At 38.6% G+C, this 14,803-nt stretch carries 20 protein-coding genes; 13 read left to right on the forward strand and 7 right to left on the reverse strand.

Features of this window, described 5'->3' with window-relative positions:
* The first annotated feature begins 88 nt into the window (after positions 1-88).
* Entirely contained in the window at positions 89-502 is a 414-nt protein-coding gene (locus H9655_RS16645) for a VOC family protein (protein ID WP_191816116.1), read from the forward strand.
* Between the two features lie 21 nt (positions 503-523).
* A complete protein-coding gene (locus H9655_RS16650) occupies positions 524-889 on the forward strand; it encodes a hypothetical protein (protein WP_191816118.1) in 366 nt (121 codons plus the stop codon).
* 17 nt (positions 890-906) lie between these two features.
* On the opposite strand, the gene H9655_RS16655 is transcribed toward H9655_RS16650, so the two are convergent.
* Positions 907-1,251 (reverse strand): potassium channel family protein, encoded by a 345-nt coding sequence (locus H9655_RS16655; protein WP_191816120.1) that lies wholly within the window; start codon positions 1,249-1,251, stop codon positions 907-909.
* A gap of 96 nt (positions 1,252-1,347) precedes the next feature.
* Here H9655_RS16655 and H9655_RS16660 point away from each other — a divergent pair, with 96 nt between their 5' ends.
* Entirely contained in the window at positions 1,348-1,548 is a 201-nt protein-coding gene (locus H9655_RS16660; RefSeq protein WP_191816122.1) for a hypothetical protein, read from the forward strand.
* A 16-nt stretch (positions 1,549-1,564) separates the two neighbouring features.
* On the opposite strand, the gene H9655_RS16665 is transcribed toward H9655_RS16660, so the two are convergent.
* The 3 genes from H9655_RS16665 to H9655_RS16675 form a co-directional block, all read right to left on the reverse strand.
* Positions 1,565-2,500, reverse strand: a complete 936-nt coding sequence (locus tag H9655_RS16665; RefSeq protein ID WP_191816124.1) for a hypothetical protein — start codon at positions 2,498-2,500, stop codon at positions 1,565-1,567.
* A gap of 167 nt (positions 2,501-2,667) precedes the next feature.
* Positions 2,668-2,778 (reverse strand): DUF3784 domain-containing protein, encoded by a 111-nt coding sequence (locus H9655_RS22940; protein ID WP_404826110.1) that lies wholly within the window; start codon positions 2,776-2,778, stop codon positions 2,668-2,670.
* 233 nt (positions 2,779-3,011) lie between these two features.
* Positions 3,012-3,806, reverse strand: coding sequence for an IclR family transcriptional regulator (locus H9655_RS16675; protein ID WP_318245508.1), 795 nt, complete (start codon positions 3,804-3,806; stop codon positions 3,012-3,014).
* 176 nt (positions 3,807-3,982) lie between these two features.
* Here H9655_RS16675 and H9655_RS16680 point away from each other — a divergent pair, with 176 nt between their 5' ends.
* Genes H9655_RS16680 through H9655_RS16695 form a run of 4 tightly spaced genes read left to right on the forward strand, consistent with a single transcriptional unit; the run spans position 3,983 to position 7,258 of the window.
* Complete coding sequence (locus H9655_RS16680) at positions 3,983-5,437, forward strand: aldehyde dehydrogenase (protein ID WP_404826109.1); 1,455 nt, start codon at positions 3,983-3,985, stop codon at positions 5,435-5,437.
* Between the two features lie 11 nt (positions 5,438-5,448).
* The gene (locus tag H9655_RS16685; protein ID WP_191816132.1) at positions 5,449-6,240 is read left to right on the forward strand and encodes a 2-keto-4-pentenoate hydratase; all 792 of its coding nucleotides are present in this window, start codon (positions 5,449-5,451) and stop codon (positions 6,238-6,240) included.
* A gap of 20 nt (positions 6,241-6,260) precedes the next feature.
* Entirely contained in the window at positions 6,261-7,049 is a 789-nt protein-coding gene (locus H9655_RS16690) for a 2-keto-4-pentenoate hydratase (protein ID WP_191816134.1), read from the forward strand.
* A gap of 17 nt (positions 7,050-7,066) precedes the next feature.
* The gene (locus tag H9655_RS16695; RefSeq protein WP_191816136.1) at positions 7,067-7,258 is read left to right on the forward strand and encodes a 4-oxalocrotonate tautomerase; all 192 of its coding nucleotides are present in this window, start codon (positions 7,067-7,069) and stop codon (positions 7,256-7,258) included.
* A 131-nt stretch (positions 7,259-7,389) separates the two neighbouring features.
* Here H9655_RS16695 and H9655_RS16700 read toward each other — a convergent pair whose 3' ends face one another.
* Complete coding sequence (locus H9655_RS16700; RefSeq protein WP_191816138.1) at positions 7,390-8,271, reverse strand: LysR family transcriptional regulator; 882 nt, start codon at positions 8,269-8,271, stop codon at positions 7,390-7,392.
* Positions 8,272-8,525: 254 nt separating this feature from the next.
* On the opposite strand from H9655_RS16700, the gene H9655_RS16705 reads away from it, so the two are divergent.
* The 5 genes from H9655_RS16705 to H9655_RS16725 are packed head-to-tail and all read left to right on the forward strand — an operon-like array spanning position 8,526 to position 13,200.
* Positions 8,526-9,305, forward strand: a complete 780-nt coding sequence (locus H9655_RS16705; protein ID WP_191816140.1) for an SDR family NAD(P)-dependent oxidoreductase — start codon at positions 8,526-8,528, stop codon at positions 9,303-9,305.
* 25 nt (positions 9,306-9,330) lie between these two features.
* Complete coding sequence (locus H9655_RS16710) at positions 9,331-10,608, forward strand: aromatic ring-hydroxylating oxygenase subunit alpha (RefSeq protein ID WP_191816142.1); 1,278 nt, start codon at positions 9,331-9,333, stop codon at positions 10,606-10,608.
* The gene (locus tag H9655_RS16715; RefSeq protein WP_191816144.1) at positions 10,608-11,096 is read left to right on the forward strand and encodes an aromatic-ring-hydroxylating dioxygenase subunit beta; all 489 of its coding nucleotides are present in this window, start codon (positions 10,608-10,610) and stop codon (positions 11,094-11,096) included. The genes H9655_RS16710 and H9655_RS16715 overlap by 1 nt, the downstream gene beginning before the upstream one ends.
* A gap of 24 nt (positions 11,097-11,120) precedes the next feature.
* Positions 11,121-12,131: a VOC family protein gene (locus tag H9655_RS16720; protein WP_191816146.1), complete on the forward strand. Its 1,011-nt coding sequence runs from the start codon at positions 11,121-11,123 to the stop codon at positions 12,129-12,131.
* A gap of 19 nt (positions 12,132-12,150) precedes the next feature.
* Positions 12,151-13,200, forward strand: coding sequence for an amidohydrolase family protein (locus H9655_RS16725; RefSeq protein ID WP_191816148.1), 1,050 nt, complete (start codon positions 12,151-12,153; stop codon positions 13,198-13,200).
* 55 nt (positions 13,201-13,255) lie between these two features.
* On the opposite strand, the gene H9655_RS16730 is transcribed toward H9655_RS16725, so the two are convergent.
* Positions 13,256-13,648, reverse strand: coding sequence for a hypothetical protein (locus H9655_RS16730; RefSeq protein WP_191816150.1), 393 nt, complete (start codon positions 13,646-13,648; stop codon positions 13,256-13,258).
* Between the two features lie 151 nt (positions 13,649-13,799).
* Here H9655_RS16730 and H9655_RS16735 point away from each other — a divergent pair, with 151 nt between their 5' ends.
* On the forward strand, positions 13,800-14,627 hold the full coding sequence (locus tag H9655_RS16735) for a DUF817 domain-containing protein (protein WP_191816152.1): 828 nt from the start codon (positions 13,800-13,802) through the stop codon (positions 14,625-14,627).
* On the opposite strand, the gene H9655_RS22525 is transcribed toward H9655_RS16735, so the two are convergent.
* A partial coding sequence (locus H9655_RS22525; RefSeq protein ID WP_225230705.1) for a hypothetical protein occupies positions 14,624-14,803 on the reverse strand: 180 nt, incomplete at its 5' end. The two genes, H9655_RS16735 and H9655_RS22525, sit on opposite strands and share 4 nt — an antisense overlap.

Genomic DNA, 14,803 nt, shown 5'->3' on the forward strand with positions numbered 1-14,803 from the left:
AAAAGTATTTCTTTTATTGTTTCCTCCATCCATTTTTAGTACAATTAAGAAAAATCTTACTTTTATTTTAACAGAGGATGTGATGCGCATGAAACCGCAAATCACCGTGATTACGCTAGGAGTCGATGATTTAGAGAAGGCCGTTTATTTTTATCATCATGGACTTGGATTTCCGACAGACGGAATTGCTGGTACAGAATATGAACATGGTGCTGTTGCTTTTTTTGATTTGCAACCAGGTTTGAAGATGGCGTTGTGGAAACGCGAGGATTTGGCTCATGATGCTCAAATTCAGCAAGGACCAGCTAGTGCCACAGAATGTTCACTTGGTCACAATGTAAGTAGTAAGGAAGAAGTAAATACAATCATGCAGCGTGCAAAAGACGCAGGTGCGACGATTACAAAGGATGCACATGAGACTTTCTGGGGCGGATATGCTGGATATTTTCAAGATCCGGATGGACACCTTTGGGAAGTTGTATGGAATCCAGCCTGGTCTTAATTCATATTGAGGGATGAAGAAATGAAATGGATAACTGTATTAAATAGTCTGATTCTAATATTATTCACTGTGCTTTTCTTTGCTGATTATTTTCCTAAAAGTATCGTAGCAGAGACCATACCACAAGGCATCTTACTCTTTTTGTTAATTGGCACCCTCATTGGGAAGGGTTATCTGGACAAACAGGCATACAGTCTGAAAGGGCAAATCGTTTCCTTTCTTTATATGATCTTTTTAATGAGTCTATTTACTTTTCTAGGGGGGACATCGCAAATCGGCTTTTCTTTTGATGGTTATCTCTTCTGGTTTTCAAGCATCATTGCCTCCATCAACATATATAAAGAGTGGAAAGAAATGAAACAGGAAGGGATTACAACAGCTAACTAAGTACACCATGCTTATTTCTACCGTTTTTGTTCTTCCCTTTTTTCGAATTTGATGACAGCTCGTCCAATTGTTACTAATAGCATCAACATAACTCCTACACCTACGACTAAGTAGAGAATGGTAAAACATTTACTTATTGTTGTGTCTGGCACTAGCCCTGTATTCACACTGGAAGGAATGAGACTGACAAAGGCATAATAAAAAGAGTCGATCCAACTCCATCCCTCTATTTGTCGATAAAACATCGTACCAGAAAGAAGAATAAATAGCAGCGTAGTTAATAGCGATTTAAATACGGGTTCCTTCATTGCTCGATATATTGCCGAAAGTAGTCGACCTATTGTAATAACTAAGGAAATCATCCACTCTTGTCCTTTCTCCTATTGATTTCCTATTAGTTTGGTATCAACCTTCATTTTTATACTCTTTACCTAATAGCCATAAGGAGTGAAATACGGATGAAAGAAAAATTCAAAATTGCTATTATCTTAATTATGATTGCCTCACTTGTTTCCTCTTTTGTACTCTTCTTTATCGGATATTATCTTGTCGGTTTTTTTGTTGGAGGCTTATTCATAAGTATCGCTAGTATTGTTGGTCAATATGCCAACCAAACAAGTGCCATATATGTGCAAAAACATAATAGAAGAGACCGATAATACTAGCTAACGAATGCTACCTCTCAAATATTTGCATACGCTGTTTCTCTATTTCTTGTAGTTTATCCTGCATGACATCTTTTTCACCTCTAATTTGATGAAGCACGGTCTGCACTTTTCTTTTTGTTTTCTCTGTTTCGTCATAGCTATCATTGATTTTTCCATGAACGACCCAATCAACAATAATACCGTCAAAGAAATAATCAGCAAATGTTAACAGGTTACCAATCTCATGTTCCGAGGAAAAGTGATTGTCGATATCCAACAGCTCTTCTTGGAACTGTCTTAACAACCGTTGGGCATTATGAATAGCTGATTTTGCTTGATCTAAATGGCTATGCTTCATCGCAGTAGAAAGGGCTCCGCCTCCGAACATATCAAAAGTGGACCAACTTTTTGACGAAGAGAGTGAATCTAAAGCTTGATCAAATGCTCTTACAGTCCTACCACCCACTTCAATCGCTTCTTCAAACTCTTTTAAATTTGCGTGCACTTCCGCTTCTTCATTTGCCAAATCAAATAATCGCTTACTTCCCATCTCATCATGAAAATGAATCATTCGTTCTTTTTCTTTTAATAATGACTTATATTGCACATCTGCATCGGCTACTTCTTGCCACTTCCTTTTATATTCGATAAGTTCTGCATTCATATCATCTATCGCTTCAATAGCTTCAGTATATTTCAATTTGGCAGCCAATACCTCTTGTTGTTCTTTATCTAACTTCTCGAGTTTCTGTCCTGTAATCGTATAGAAAATATTTGTTAAACTAAATCCTTCTAGTTTTTTCACATCTTCTTTTTCTTTTTCTAACTGAATTTGTAATTGTTCCTTCTTCAGACCCTCTTCTCGTAAGTGTTCTGTCAGACGTTCTATATGCATTTCGTATTTTTGTTTCTTTCTTTGATTATCCTTCGCTATAGCTAAACGCTCATTAATATCGTGAAACATCGCCATCCCCCTTGGAAAAGTTCTAATAATATCTTTACGTTTTAAATGGAAAAAAGTTTCATTTCTTAAAACGACCTCCTGTGTTTACATAAACAAGGGCAAAGAGCAGTGTGGCTACAATTGGACGATGCCTATGATAAAAAGCCATGACATGGTTATCACATCACTCATAGCCAATTTAAACAAATACCATACATGATTTTGCTCATAAATCTACATAAGGCGACCTGATCATATTTTTCTTTCTCACTCTCTGACATCGTATTAAAACCAGTAATTAACCATGCTTGTCATCTTTGTCTCCCTTTTTATTACTATATATACGGTCGTACTCTTCATACGGTTCAATCATTTGATGATGAATATGAAAAAAACTTTTATATCGGAGAAGCGAAGCAGACTTCCTCTCATTTCTTCTGGTCTCACAATTCATGCGATCATGCCGAACTTCCTTAGTAATCTAACAAGATTCTACCGTGTACCCTGCCCATTCACTTAAAGACTTCTACCATCAAAATCGGAGCTTTTTAAAATAGCGTTCATCATATCCGAGTCGCTTTGATGCTTCATTACCGGCTTCAATGACTCGTTTCGCCATTTCAGGAATGTGGTAATCATTCATCCTTTGAATTGGACCAACAATATTTACTGCACAAACGACTTTCCCCCTATGATCACGAATAGGCGCTGCAATCGACTTTGTTCCTTCTGTTAATTCCTCTGTACTGAGAGCGTAGTTTTGTTTTCTTACTTGATCGAGCTCACTTTTTAAGAGAATAGGATCTGTAATGGTGTTAGAAGTAAAACTACGTAATCCTTGCTTAATTATTTCTTCAACGAGATAATCATCATTAAATGCAAGTAATACCTTACCCGTACTTGTACAATAAGATGGATTCTTACGGCCAATATGTGTAAGTATTCTTACTGGATGATGGCACTCCTCTTTATGAATGTAGATAGTATCTATTCCATCTAGTATCGCTAAGTGAGCAGTTTCACCGGTATTATTCACTAGCTTATTTAATACCGGTGCCGCTTCTTTATAGATTTCTAAATTATTTGTTACAATCCCCCCCAACGTCAATACAGATAAACCAAGGCGATAACCTCTAGAATCATCATCTTTTATTAAAAAGCCTTCACTTACTAACGTTGCCACCAACCGACTAACTGTGCTTTTCGCTAAACCTAATTCTACAGCTAATTCACTTACCTTCTGAACGGGCTGATATGTAGAAAAACTTTTTAATATCCTTAAAGCATTTTGAACAGAAGAAAGTCGTGATGTCGTCTTTGTTTTCACCCTTCTTCCCCTCCTCATGTTTAATATAAAGGAACTATAATTGTCCTTTATTATAATATTTATCTAAAAATATTAAAAAATCAATCTATTTGTTCCGTATAGAAGAACTAGAAGGTTTGCTGTTCTTTTTTCTTTCATTATAATGAACTCAAATTTAGCAAATGGAGGGAAAAGAAATGTCTACATTAACGAAAGCCTCAATAGATTGTGCGCATTTTATCGATGGTAAATATCTTCAATCTGCCAGTCGTGAAACATTTGCCAATATAAACCCTGCTACAGAAGAAAACCTTGGCTCAGTTGCCCTTGGTGGTCAAGAGGAAATCAATCAAGCCGTACAGGCTGCTCGTCTAGCACTGAAAGGCGAATGGGGAAAGATGCCGCTAAAGGAACGCTCGCAAACCATTCGGAAAATCGGTGACATAATTCTAGAAAGAAAAGAGGAACTAGCCACACTTGAAACACTTGATACTGGCAAACCCCTTTGGTTATCAAAAAAAGTCGATATTGACCGCGCTGCCAACAATTTTCATTTCTTCGCAGACTATATGACTTCTATAGGAACAGAAGCATTTCAGCAAGATGATGTTGCCATTCACTATGCCATTCGCCGCCCAGTAGGTGTCATCGGTCTTATCAACCCATGGAACTTGCCATTGTTTTTAATGACTTGGAAATTGGCTCCGGCCTTAGCTGCAGGCAACACGGTCGTTATGAAACCATCTGAAGTGACACCAATGACGGCAACTATTTTAGTTGAAATATGTAAACAAGCTGGTGTCCCTGATGGTGTTGTAAACCTTGTACACGGTATGGGAGAAACAGGGGCTGCGCTCACCTCTCATCCAGATGTGGACGCGATTGCCTTCACTGGAGAAACAATTACCGGTAGCACTATTATGCAAGCAGCTGCTCCTACTTTGAAAAAATTATCCTTTGAACTCGGAGGCAAAAATCCGAATATTATTTTTGCTGATGCCGATTTAGATGAGGTGATCGAAACAACCATTCGCTCCAGTTTCATTAATCAAGGCGAAGTATGTTTATGTGGCTCTAGAATCTACGTTGAAAGACCGATTTATGATGAGTTTGTTAACCGATTTGTCGAAAAAACAAAAACACTAAAAGTTGGCGATCCTTTTGATGATAGTACATTTGTAGGGGCATTAGTTAGTAAGGAACATTACGAAAAAGTGTTAAATTACCTTGATATTGCTCAACAAGAAGGCGGACGATTTGAGATTGGCGGGTCAAAAACGGAAGGATTGGATAAAGGTTATTTTATCAACCCTACCATTATTACCGGCTTAGGAAAAGACTCACGTTGTGTTCGTGAGGAAATTTTTGGGCCTGTCGTTACAGTCATTCCATTTAATACAGAAGAAGAGGTTTTAGCACAAGTGAATGACACTCATTATGGGTTAAGTGCAAGTCTTTGGACAACAAATATAAAAAGAGCGACAAGAGTAAGCGCCCAAATTGAAGCTGGCATCGTCTGGGTAAACACTTGGTTCTTAAGAGATTTACGTACCCCTTTTGGCGGTATGAAACATAGCGGTATTGGTCGAGAAGGTGGCATTCACAGTTTTGACTTCTACTCGGAGCTAACCAATATCACATTAAAGATGTAGGAGGGTTTAAGATGTCATTAGATACGATTATCAATGTGAAAAAGTTGTATCACCATCTAAACAGTGCTTATGAACAAAATAAAACGGTATCCCCTTTATCAGAAATAGCACCAACCCTCTCTGTTGATCAAGCCTATCAAGTACAATTATTACATGTCGAAAACGCATTAAAACAAGGGAAAATTGTAACAGGTAAAAAAATCGGTTTAACCTCCAAAGCGATGCAAACACAACTAGGCGTTAATGAACCTGATTATGGCCACCTTTTTGACGCTATGTATTTACCAAATGGCGCTTCTATTCAAAAGGAGCAGGTGCTTCAGCCAAAAGTTGAAGCAGAAATTGCTTTTAAATTATCAAATGATTTAAAAGGACCTGGTATCACAGCATTTGAAGTTATTCAAGCAACCGAATACATCTTCCCTGCCCTAGAGATTATCGATAGTCGCATCAAGAATTGGCAGATTACGCTCGCTGATACAATAGCAGATAATGCTTCCTCAGGTCTTTATGTATTAGGTGATCAACCTATTCGGTTAACGGGCATCGACCTTCGCCAAATTGCCGTTACTTTATATAAAAATAATGAAATAGTTAATACAGGCGTTGGAATCGCAGCCTTAAATCACCCTGCTAAATGCGTGGCCTGGCTTGCCAATAAATTGGCGCAGTATAACCTGTCACTTAAAGCGGGGGAAATCATTTTATCTGGTGCACTCTCAGGCGCTACCGCCGCACAACCTAGAGATGCATACAAAGCAAAATTTTCCGAGCTGGGCGAAGTGAGCGTTCACTTTGAATAACAGAAAGTAGGTGTTTAATGATGGAAATGACGCAAGTGAAAAAACTGGCAGATTATGTTCATCAAGCAGAAAAAGAAAAACGGGAAATTACCAAGATTACATCCAACCTTTATCCGTCACTCACCATTGATGAAGCGTACCTTATACAAGAACAATTAATCCTTGATAAGAAAAATGAAGGATTACGAATAATTGGTCCGAAGATGGGTATTACGAGTAAAGCGAAAATGAAACAAATGAACGTCGATAATCCAATATATGGGTTTGTGTTCGATCGTATGGTCATTGAAGAAGATGAGCAAATCTCTATGGCTGATTACATTCATCCAAAAATTGAACCAGAGATTGGTTTTATATTAAAAAAAGATTTATACGGGGATGACATCACAGTTGAAGAGGTATTAAACGCGACCAAATACGTTTTCCCTGCCGTAGAAGTGATTGATAGCCGATATGAGAATTTTAACTTCACACTACCTGATGTTATTGCCGATAATACTTCTGCCGCAGGTGCGATATTCGGCTATAAGATGAGTGATCCGAATAGCCTCGCACTCGATGTTCTAGGGGCATCAATCAAAATAAATGGTGAAGTAAAAGCGTTTGGTACCGGTGCCGCCGTCCTCGGCCACCCAGCTGAATCAATAGCAAGACTCGCTCAAATGTTATTTAAAAAAGGCAAGGCAGTTAAAGCGAACGAGCCCATTTTAACAGGCGGAATGACCGAAGCTATTATGCTCCACGCAGGCGATCTTGTCGAAGTTGATTTCGGCCAACTGGGTCATCTCTCATTTTCAGTCACACCTTAATAAAAGGAGGAAGCATCATGCCGATAGTAACCATTCAACTTATAGAAGGTAGAGAAGAAAGTGATATCGAAAAGCTAATGACCGCTGTCACCGAAACCATTAGCCAATCCATCTCTGCCCCAAAGGAGAATATCCGCGTCATTATTCAAGAAACACCGAAAACCCACTGGTCCATTGGGGGAGAAAGCATACAAAAATTAAGAGGCTAGCAGGATCGAAAATACTTCCGATTTAAAATAGGAAACATTTGGCTGCTTTAATTTACAGAATAATAGGTAAATTTAAGCAGCTTTTTTCTTTACTCCTCTGAATCATTAGCTATTTATTTTCTTCACTACTATTATATCTGAGCATATTTATGGGCAATAACTGCATAAGTAATTTTTTTGGCTAGATTATTCATATGTGGGGAATTACGATATTGAACGTAAACAGAATTAGAAATGGAAGTGAGAGCATCAATTTTACGAATACTAATATTTTTACTGTCAGGATGATTGATGCCTAATTTCGGAATCACCCCAATACCAATGTTATTGGCAACGGCCTTTAACAGCATCTCATTATTATCTACATCAATACGTGTAAGTCCCTTAACAGCTAATAATTTCTCATCAATTAATTTCCACAAATTAGATCTCCGCCTAAAACTAATGACAGTTTCATGATTAAGATGCTCGAGTTCTAATTGAGGATAATGATTCAATGGATGACCGCTTGGTAATAACACGACGAGTTCATTTTGAAAAAGAAATTCAGACTCTATATCCTCATTTCCAGCTATTAAATCACGGGAAAAAATAAGGTCTACCTCTCCTGCTAATAAACGTTCATTTATATCAACAGAATCATATCCCTCAATCACTTGAATATCAATATTCCCAATCGACTTAATCGTCTTTAGAAGCTCAACAATAAAAGAATAACAATACCCAGGCGAAAAACCTACTCTAATCACAGGCGCTCTCGTCATATTGCTTATTTCTTTTGATTGATTCATATAAAGGAGTATTTTTTGTGCATAGTCTTTAAACAATTCCCCTTCACTCGTCAGCACTACCTCATGACCAATCCGTTGAAAAAGCTCACAATCTACTATTTCCTCTAACACTTTTATTCTCGAGGTAACAGTAGGTTGAGTCACATTCAAATATTTTGCCGCTTTAGAAAAACTTTGCAAATCAGCAATGGTAAGAAAGGTCAATAGTTGATACTCATTCAACAGGAACGCCTCCTTTTTCCATTTCCATTTTTAGAGATAACCAAAAATGTAAAGGTTTACATTTCCATTTTGTTTAATTATATATGAAATTTTTACAAAAAAATAATGATTTGTTCTTCTATAAGCAACAAGTAAACATTATATAAAATAATTTTTTAAATTTATAGAAAACTAAGAAATATTCAATTGGAGTCTATAAAAAACACTATTTATACTATAGATATAGTTGAAATGGATTGGGGGGATAAAGGGAAATGATAACTGATATACGGTTAAGTGAAACATTACAGGGCAATGTGGCCATCGTTACAGGATCCGCTCGAGGGATTGGAAAAGAAATCGCTCACAAACTCTTATCTTCTGGCGCAAAAGTTCTGATATGCGGAACAGAAGATGATGATACTGAAAAAACTGCTAGAGAATTGAAAGCGTTAACAAACGGAGATGCGCAATCGTTCACAGGTGATTTAAGTATTGAAGAAAATGTAGATGAACTTGTGCAATACACATTGGATCAATGGGGAAAAATCGATATTCTCGTCAATAACGCTGGCGGTGGTGTGATTCTTCCTTTCTTGGAACAAACACCAAAAACATTGAAAGCGACGATCAATAGAAACTTATGGACCACACTATGGTGTTGCTATAAAGTGTTACCTCATATGGTCCAGCAAAAATACGGGAGAATTATCAATATTGGGGCCGATTCCGTTCGAAATGGTCTATGGGACCACGCCGCTTATAACGCAGCAAAAGGTGGCGTACACGCCTTAACAACGGGGCTCGCGCGGGAGTTTTCCGAACATGATATTACCGTTAATACCATCGCTCCGCCTGCAGTCGATTGTGAGGGTTTAGACCGTATTCGCGAGCGAGACGCTGCATTAGTAAATAAATATATCGAAATCATCCCTAAAGGAAGAGCTGCCCACAAGGAGGAAGTAGCAGACGCCGTCTGGTATGTTTCAACAAAAGGGGCCTCCTTTATTACGGGTCAAGTCATCAGTGTGAATGGTGGTAGCAATATGCTCTAAATTAATGAAGAGGAGGTCAACCGCTATGAGAGAGATTGTGAAAGATGATATAGAGAAAAATGAGTTTCTTGTCCATCGCAGTGTTTTTACAGATAAAGAGATTCTTGCCCATGAACGGGCAGAAATCTTCAACAAGTGTTGGTTATTCATTGGTCATGAAACAGAGGTCTCAAAACCAGGGGACTATAAAAGGAAAAAGGTTGGTGGGCGCAACTTACTTTTAGTTCATAGCCATGACGGTGAAATCCGTGCATTATATAACACTTGCCCACATCGCGGCGCACTGGTTTGTAGGGAGAACGAAGGAAATTCTCGTGTATTTCGCTGTTTTTATCATGCATGGAGCTTTAAAAACGATGGCAAGTTAACCGGTATGCCTGGAAGAGATGGCTTCCCTGAAGACTTCAATGATTGCGCGTCGAAAGATATGAAAGCGGTTCAACGTATTGAAAGCTACCGTGGCTTTATCTTTGTCAATTTCGACGTAAACGCGATGTCATTAGATGAATATTTAGCTGGTGCAAAAGAGTATATCGATTTAGCTGTCGATCAATCAGAATTGGGGCTAGAAGTATTGGGTGGTATCCAGCAATATAGTGTGCGGGCAAACTGGAAGCTGCTAGCTGAGAACAGTGTTGATCTTTATCATGGTATGCCCACACATAAAACCTATTTCGATATTAAGCACGCACAAGATCCAGAGATTCGGAAAGTCAAACTAGAGGGGAAAGGAAAAGATTTAGGAAATGGGCATGCAGTAATGGAATATGTCGCACCTTGGGGAAGACCAGTTGCCCAATGGACAGCGATTTGGAGTGAAGAATTAAAGCAAGATATGGAAGAAATGAAAAAGCGATTAGTCGAACGTTTCGGCGAAGATCGTGCTGAAAGAATTGCCAGCTACAATCGGAATATTATCATCTTCCCTAACCTTGTGATTAATGACATTATGGCCATTACTGCAAGGACCTTTTATCCAGTATCACCTGGTTACCTTGAAGTATCAGGGTATTCTTTAGCCCCAGTAGGTGAAAAAGATAACCATCGCCTTGCTAGAAATAATAATTTTCTAGAATTCCTCGGTCCAGGTGGTTTTGCTACACCAGATGATAATGAAGCATTAGAACTTTGTCAGGAAGCTTATACAAATAACTATGAAGTGGAGTGGAATGACATTTCTAAAGGAATGGTTCGTGGTGAAGATCACGTATTAGCGACCGATGAACTACAAATGAGAAGCTTTTGGCGACAATACAACAAGATTATTTCATCCGCCTTAATGGAAAAGGAGGCTACCTTCTAATGATTGTGAAAAGTGATTTAAAGCATGAAGTGATTGACTTTTTATATCATGAGGCTAAATTACTTGATCAGTGGAAGCTACAAGAATGGGCTAATCTATTTTCTGAAAACGGCACCTATATCATCCCTCCCATCGGAGAACCAGAAGCAAACCCATTAACTTCCATGTTCTATATTTATGATGACCGTGCAAGACTAGAAGAACGTGCCAAAAGGCTACTAAAAAAAGAGGCACATGTTGAATATCCTCACTCTACAACATTAAGAAACTACCACAATATTATGCTTAATCGAGCAGACGATCACACGATTCATGCTGAGTGTAACTTCACTACTTACCGTACAAAAAGAGAAGTAGTCGATACCTTTCTTGGCACAGCTAGTTTTAGCTTAAAAGAAATCGACAACCAGCTGATGATCGAACAAAAAAAAGTCGTTCTCCAACTAGATAGTCTTAGACCACAAGGAAAAATCAGCCTTATTTTATAATTTTTTATACAGGGAGGAAATCAAATGGCAAAAACAATCCAAGAAATCATTAATAAAGACGAAGCACAAGAAAGATTAGAGGCATATCTTAAAACCGTCGCTCATCTCGGTCATGTCGAAATTACTGTAAACCGTTTTGAAGAATCTTTATGGTTTTTTACTGAAATCATGGGATTGGCCCTCACTGAACAAACAGAAAATTGTGCATATTTAAGAGCTTGGCAAGATTACGATCACCATACGCTCATTTTACATGAAGGACAGACATCAGAAGTGAACCGTGTTGGCTGGCGTGTAAGCGCGAAGGAATCACTATACCTTTTTGAAAAAGTGTTGAAGGAAATGAATGTCGCATTTCAATGGGTAGAAGGTGGAACAAAAAAGGCTCTAGGTGATGCAATTCATTTTCATTCACCGGCTGGCGTACCTATAGAACTTTACTGGGAGAAAGAATTATTTGTCACTGATGATCCGGTTGTCCAATCACAACTACCAAGTCATCCAAGTAAATATCGCTCTTACGGTGTTTCTCCTCGTAGGTTTGATCACGTCAATATTATGGTCGATGATGTCAAAAAAGAACAAGAATGGTGGACACAATTTTTAGGTATTCACCACCGTTATTATATTGAAAATGCAGCTGATGTCCGTCTCGGATCATGGTTAAGTCGTACTAATATCGCTCATGAAGTTGCATTTATGAGAAATGCCAATCAAAATGGGGCTAAGTTTCATCACCTTGCCTATTATTTAGACTCCCCTGATGAACTCATCCGTGCTGCAAATATTATGGCAGAGAACGGTGTAAAAATCGAATGGGGCCCAGGAAAACACGGCACGAGTGGAGCACAATTTATTTATGTTTTTGAACCATCCGGACATCGTGTAGAAATCTGGACCGGCGGCATGTTAATCTTTTCACCTGATTGGGAGCCTATTCAATGGACTTCTGAAGTCGGTGAATTAGGGCTAGAAATGTGGGGCAGCAAGCCACCTGAAAGCTATTTTACTTATGGTACAAAACTCGGAAAATAAAGTAGAGGTGCACATATCAATGGATAATCTATTCAAGGTTGACTTCCATACACACGTTATTTCTGAAGACTTTCTAAACTTAGCGGAGAAATACGGGGATGAACGCTGGCCGACTGTGAACAAAACCTGTAGCTGCGGGGCAAACATCTTAGTAAATGGGAAGAACTTTCGAGAAATTACCGACCAAGCATGGGATGCCAAAAAGCGGATTGAAGATATGGAGCGGGAGGGCATTGATGTCCAAGTACTTTCCCCCATTCCTGTCACCTTCAGCTATTGGTCTGATCCTGAAAAAGGTCTTGAACTTGCACAGTTTCAAAACGATTTTATCTCTTCTCTTGTCAAACAACATCCTAAAAGATTTATTGGACTTGGCACTGTCCCCCTTCAAGATACTGAACTTGCTATTAAAGAGATGAAACGACTCTATCTGGAGTTGAATCTTAAAGGAATTGAAATTGGCACAAATGTGAATGGTAGGAACTTAGATGATCCAACATTAGAACCTTTTTTTGCTGCTGCCCATGAGCTTGGTGTACCTTTATTTGTTCATCCCTGGGAAACTCTAGGTAAGGAGCGCCTCCGTAAGCAACAAATGATGTATATGGTCGGTATGCCTTCAGAAACCGCACTTGCTGTGGGTAGTATTATTATGAGTGGACTGCTCGACCGTTATCCAAATTTAAAAATCTGCTTTGCCCATGGAGGAGGCTCTCTCCCTTATCTGATCCCTAGATTAGACCAAGGGTATCATGTATGGCCGCATATACGTCAAACAATAAAACCACCAAGCGCCTACATTCAAAAGCTTTACTATGACGCCCTTGTTTATGACAAAGATAATTTGGCTTTAATGGTTGAACGACTTGGAACAGATCAAATCATCGCAGGCTCTGATTACCCCTTTTTATTACGGGAAACACCATCAGGGAAAGCGATTGACCAAATTGACCATCTATCAAATGAAGAACGAAGAAAAATGCATGGGTTGAACGCGATGACATTCCTCGGCTTAAACAGCAATGATTACACAGCAAACGCTCATAATGAGTCAGCCATTGAAAGATAAATCTCTAACACCCACAGAACAAAGGAATAGAATGTTCTGTGAGGTGTTCTATTTTTTATATCATTCTCGAATAAACCACCATTGTCGCAGGAATCGCGATAACCATTATACTGAAAAGAACAATTAATACTTGGCTCGCGCTCAATTGCCATATACCTAAAGACCCTTGTCCAGTAAGTATGAATAATATCAAAAGAGCGACAAACAGAATAAAATAGTTCGCAGTCATTGCTTTGCCAATGATTGCTTTCGCTCGTTCATCTCTAGGAAAAATATGCGGAGATAAATACGCAAAGAAAAGTTGACTCACACCTAATGCCAAGATCATGACAGAATCAACAAACTCCCCTCGAGCAAGATCTCCATAAGAGCAGTAAATACCAATAATAGTTAATAACACACCTAAACTTAAGTACATATAACGATTTTCTTTCGCTTTCCCTCCCATTAGTCACTTCCTTTTAGTAGAATCATTCTGAACCAAACCAAACAAAAACAAAGTAAAAGAATAATTATTTTACTCTTATCATTATTTTTTTATTGAAAAACAATAAATAACCTGTTAAAGTAACATTAATAAAATTCGGAGGTATACTGTCATGTTTTTTTCAATACAACAGCTCGTACGGTTTGGTTGGTCACAGGCGTTATCTTGTATTTTTCCAGTTGTTATTTTTGCATCATTAGCAATTACACAGATCACCCCCCTCCCTCTATTACCAAGATACGATTGGCTCCTTCTCATTTGTATAGTAACACAGTGGTTAATGATTCGTTCGGGACTGGAAACGAAAGATGAATTGAAGGTCATTTCTCTTTTTCATATCATTGGGTTGGCATTGGAGATCTTTAAAGTACATATGGGGTCATGGGCTTATCCAGAGGAAGCTTACTTTAAGGTTTTTGGGGTTCCATTGTATAGTGGATTTATGTATGCAAGTGTAGCAAGTTTTTTATGCCAGGCTTGGCGGAGACTAGATGTAAAGCTTATCAAATGGCCACCTTACATATTGACAGTGCCACTTGCTGCCGCTATCTATTTAAACTTTTTCACTCATCATTTCTGGATTGATATACGTTGGTGGTTAGCCGCCGCTGTAATCATTGTATTTTTCAGGACTTCGGTAGCGTATAAAGTCGGCCAAAAAGTTTACCATATGCCACTGGCCCTCTCGTTTGTACTCATCGGCTTCTTTATTTGGATTGCTGAAAATATTGCTACCTACTTCGGAGCGTGGCAATATCCAAACCAAACAGAAGCATGGAGTTTGGTCCATTTAGGAAAAGTAAGTTCATGGCTTTTACTTGTTATTGTGAGTTTCCTAATTGTCGCGACTCTGAAAAGAGTAAAGGAGAAGCAACCAACCATCCGATTAAAAGTCAATGATTATGAATCACTTCACTCTAACAAATTGGGAGAAAACTAAAAATTTGTTCGCTCACACTTTTTAATCATTTTGTATTCACTTGTGGGGGTATTCCTTGTTTGCCCACACTTTTTGACCACTTCGTACACTCTTGTGGGGGCATTTCCTGTTTGCCCACACTTCTTGCTCTCTTCGTACACTCTTGTGGGGGCATTCCTTGTTTGCCCACACTTCTT

The organism is Cytobacillus stercorigallinarum, from assembly GCF_014836495.1.
Classification (GTDB): Bacteria; Bacillota; Bacilli; order Bacillales; family Cytobacillaceae; genus Cytobacillus; species Cytobacillus stercorigallinarum.

Coding starts and splice junctions, on each gene's coding strand:
- H9655_RS16645 (WP_191816116.1), top strand. CDS start 89: ATGAAACCGCAAATCACCGTGATTACGCTAGGAGTCGATGATTTAGAG.
- H9655_RS16650 (WP_191816118.1), top strand. CDS start 524: ATGAAATGGATAACTGTATTAAATAGTCTGATTCTAATATTATTCACT.
- H9655_RS16655 (WP_191816120.1), bottom strand. CDS start 1,251: ATGATTTCCTTAGTTATTACAATAGGTCGACTACTTTCGGCAATATAT.
- H9655_RS16660 (WP_191816122.1), top strand. CDS start 1,348: ATGAAAGAAAAATTCAAAATTGCTATTATCTTAATTATGATTGCCTCA.
- H9655_RS16665 (WP_191816124.1), bottom strand. CDS start 2,500: ATGTTTCACGATATTAATGAGCGTTTAGCTATAGCGAAGGATAATCAA.
- H9655_RS16680 (WP_404826109.1), top strand. CDS start 3,983: ATGTCTACATTAACGAAAGCCTCAATAGATTGTGCGCATTTTATCGAT.
- H9655_RS16685 (WP_191816132.1), top strand. CDS start 5,449: ATGTCATTAGATACGATTATCAATGTGAAAAAGTTGTATCACCATCTA.
- H9655_RS16690 (WP_191816134.1), top strand. CDS start 6,261: ATGGAAATGACGCAAGTGAAAAAACTGGCAGATTATGTTCATCAAGCA.
- H9655_RS16695 (WP_191816136.1), top strand. CDS start 7,067: ATGCCGATAGTAACCATTCAACTTATAGAAGGTAGAGAAGAAAGTGAT.
- H9655_RS16705 (WP_191816140.1), top strand. CDS start 8,526: ATGATAACTGATATACGGTTAAGTGAAACATTACAGGGCAATGTGGCC.
- H9655_RS16710 (WP_191816142.1), top strand. CDS start 9,331: ATGAGAGAGATTGTGAAAGATGATATAGAGAAAAATGAGTTTCTTGTC.
- H9655_RS16715 (WP_191816144.1), top strand. CDS start 10,608: ATGATTGTGAAAAGTGATTTAAAGCATGAAGTGATTGACTTTTTATAT.
- H9655_RS16720 (WP_191816146.1), top strand. CDS start 11,121: ATGGCAAAAACAATCCAAGAAATCATTAATAAAGACGAAGCACAAGAA.
- H9655_RS16725 (WP_191816148.1), top strand. CDS start 12,151: ATGGATAATCTATTCAAGGTTGACTTCCATACACACGTTATTTCTGAA.
- H9655_RS16730 (WP_191816150.1), bottom strand. CDS start 13,648: ATGGGAGGGAAAGCGAAAGAAAATCGTTATATGTACTTAAGTTTAGGT.
- H9655_RS16735 (WP_191816152.1), top strand. CDS start 13,800: ATGTTTTTTTCAATACAACAGCTCGTACGGTTTGGTTGGTCACAGGCG.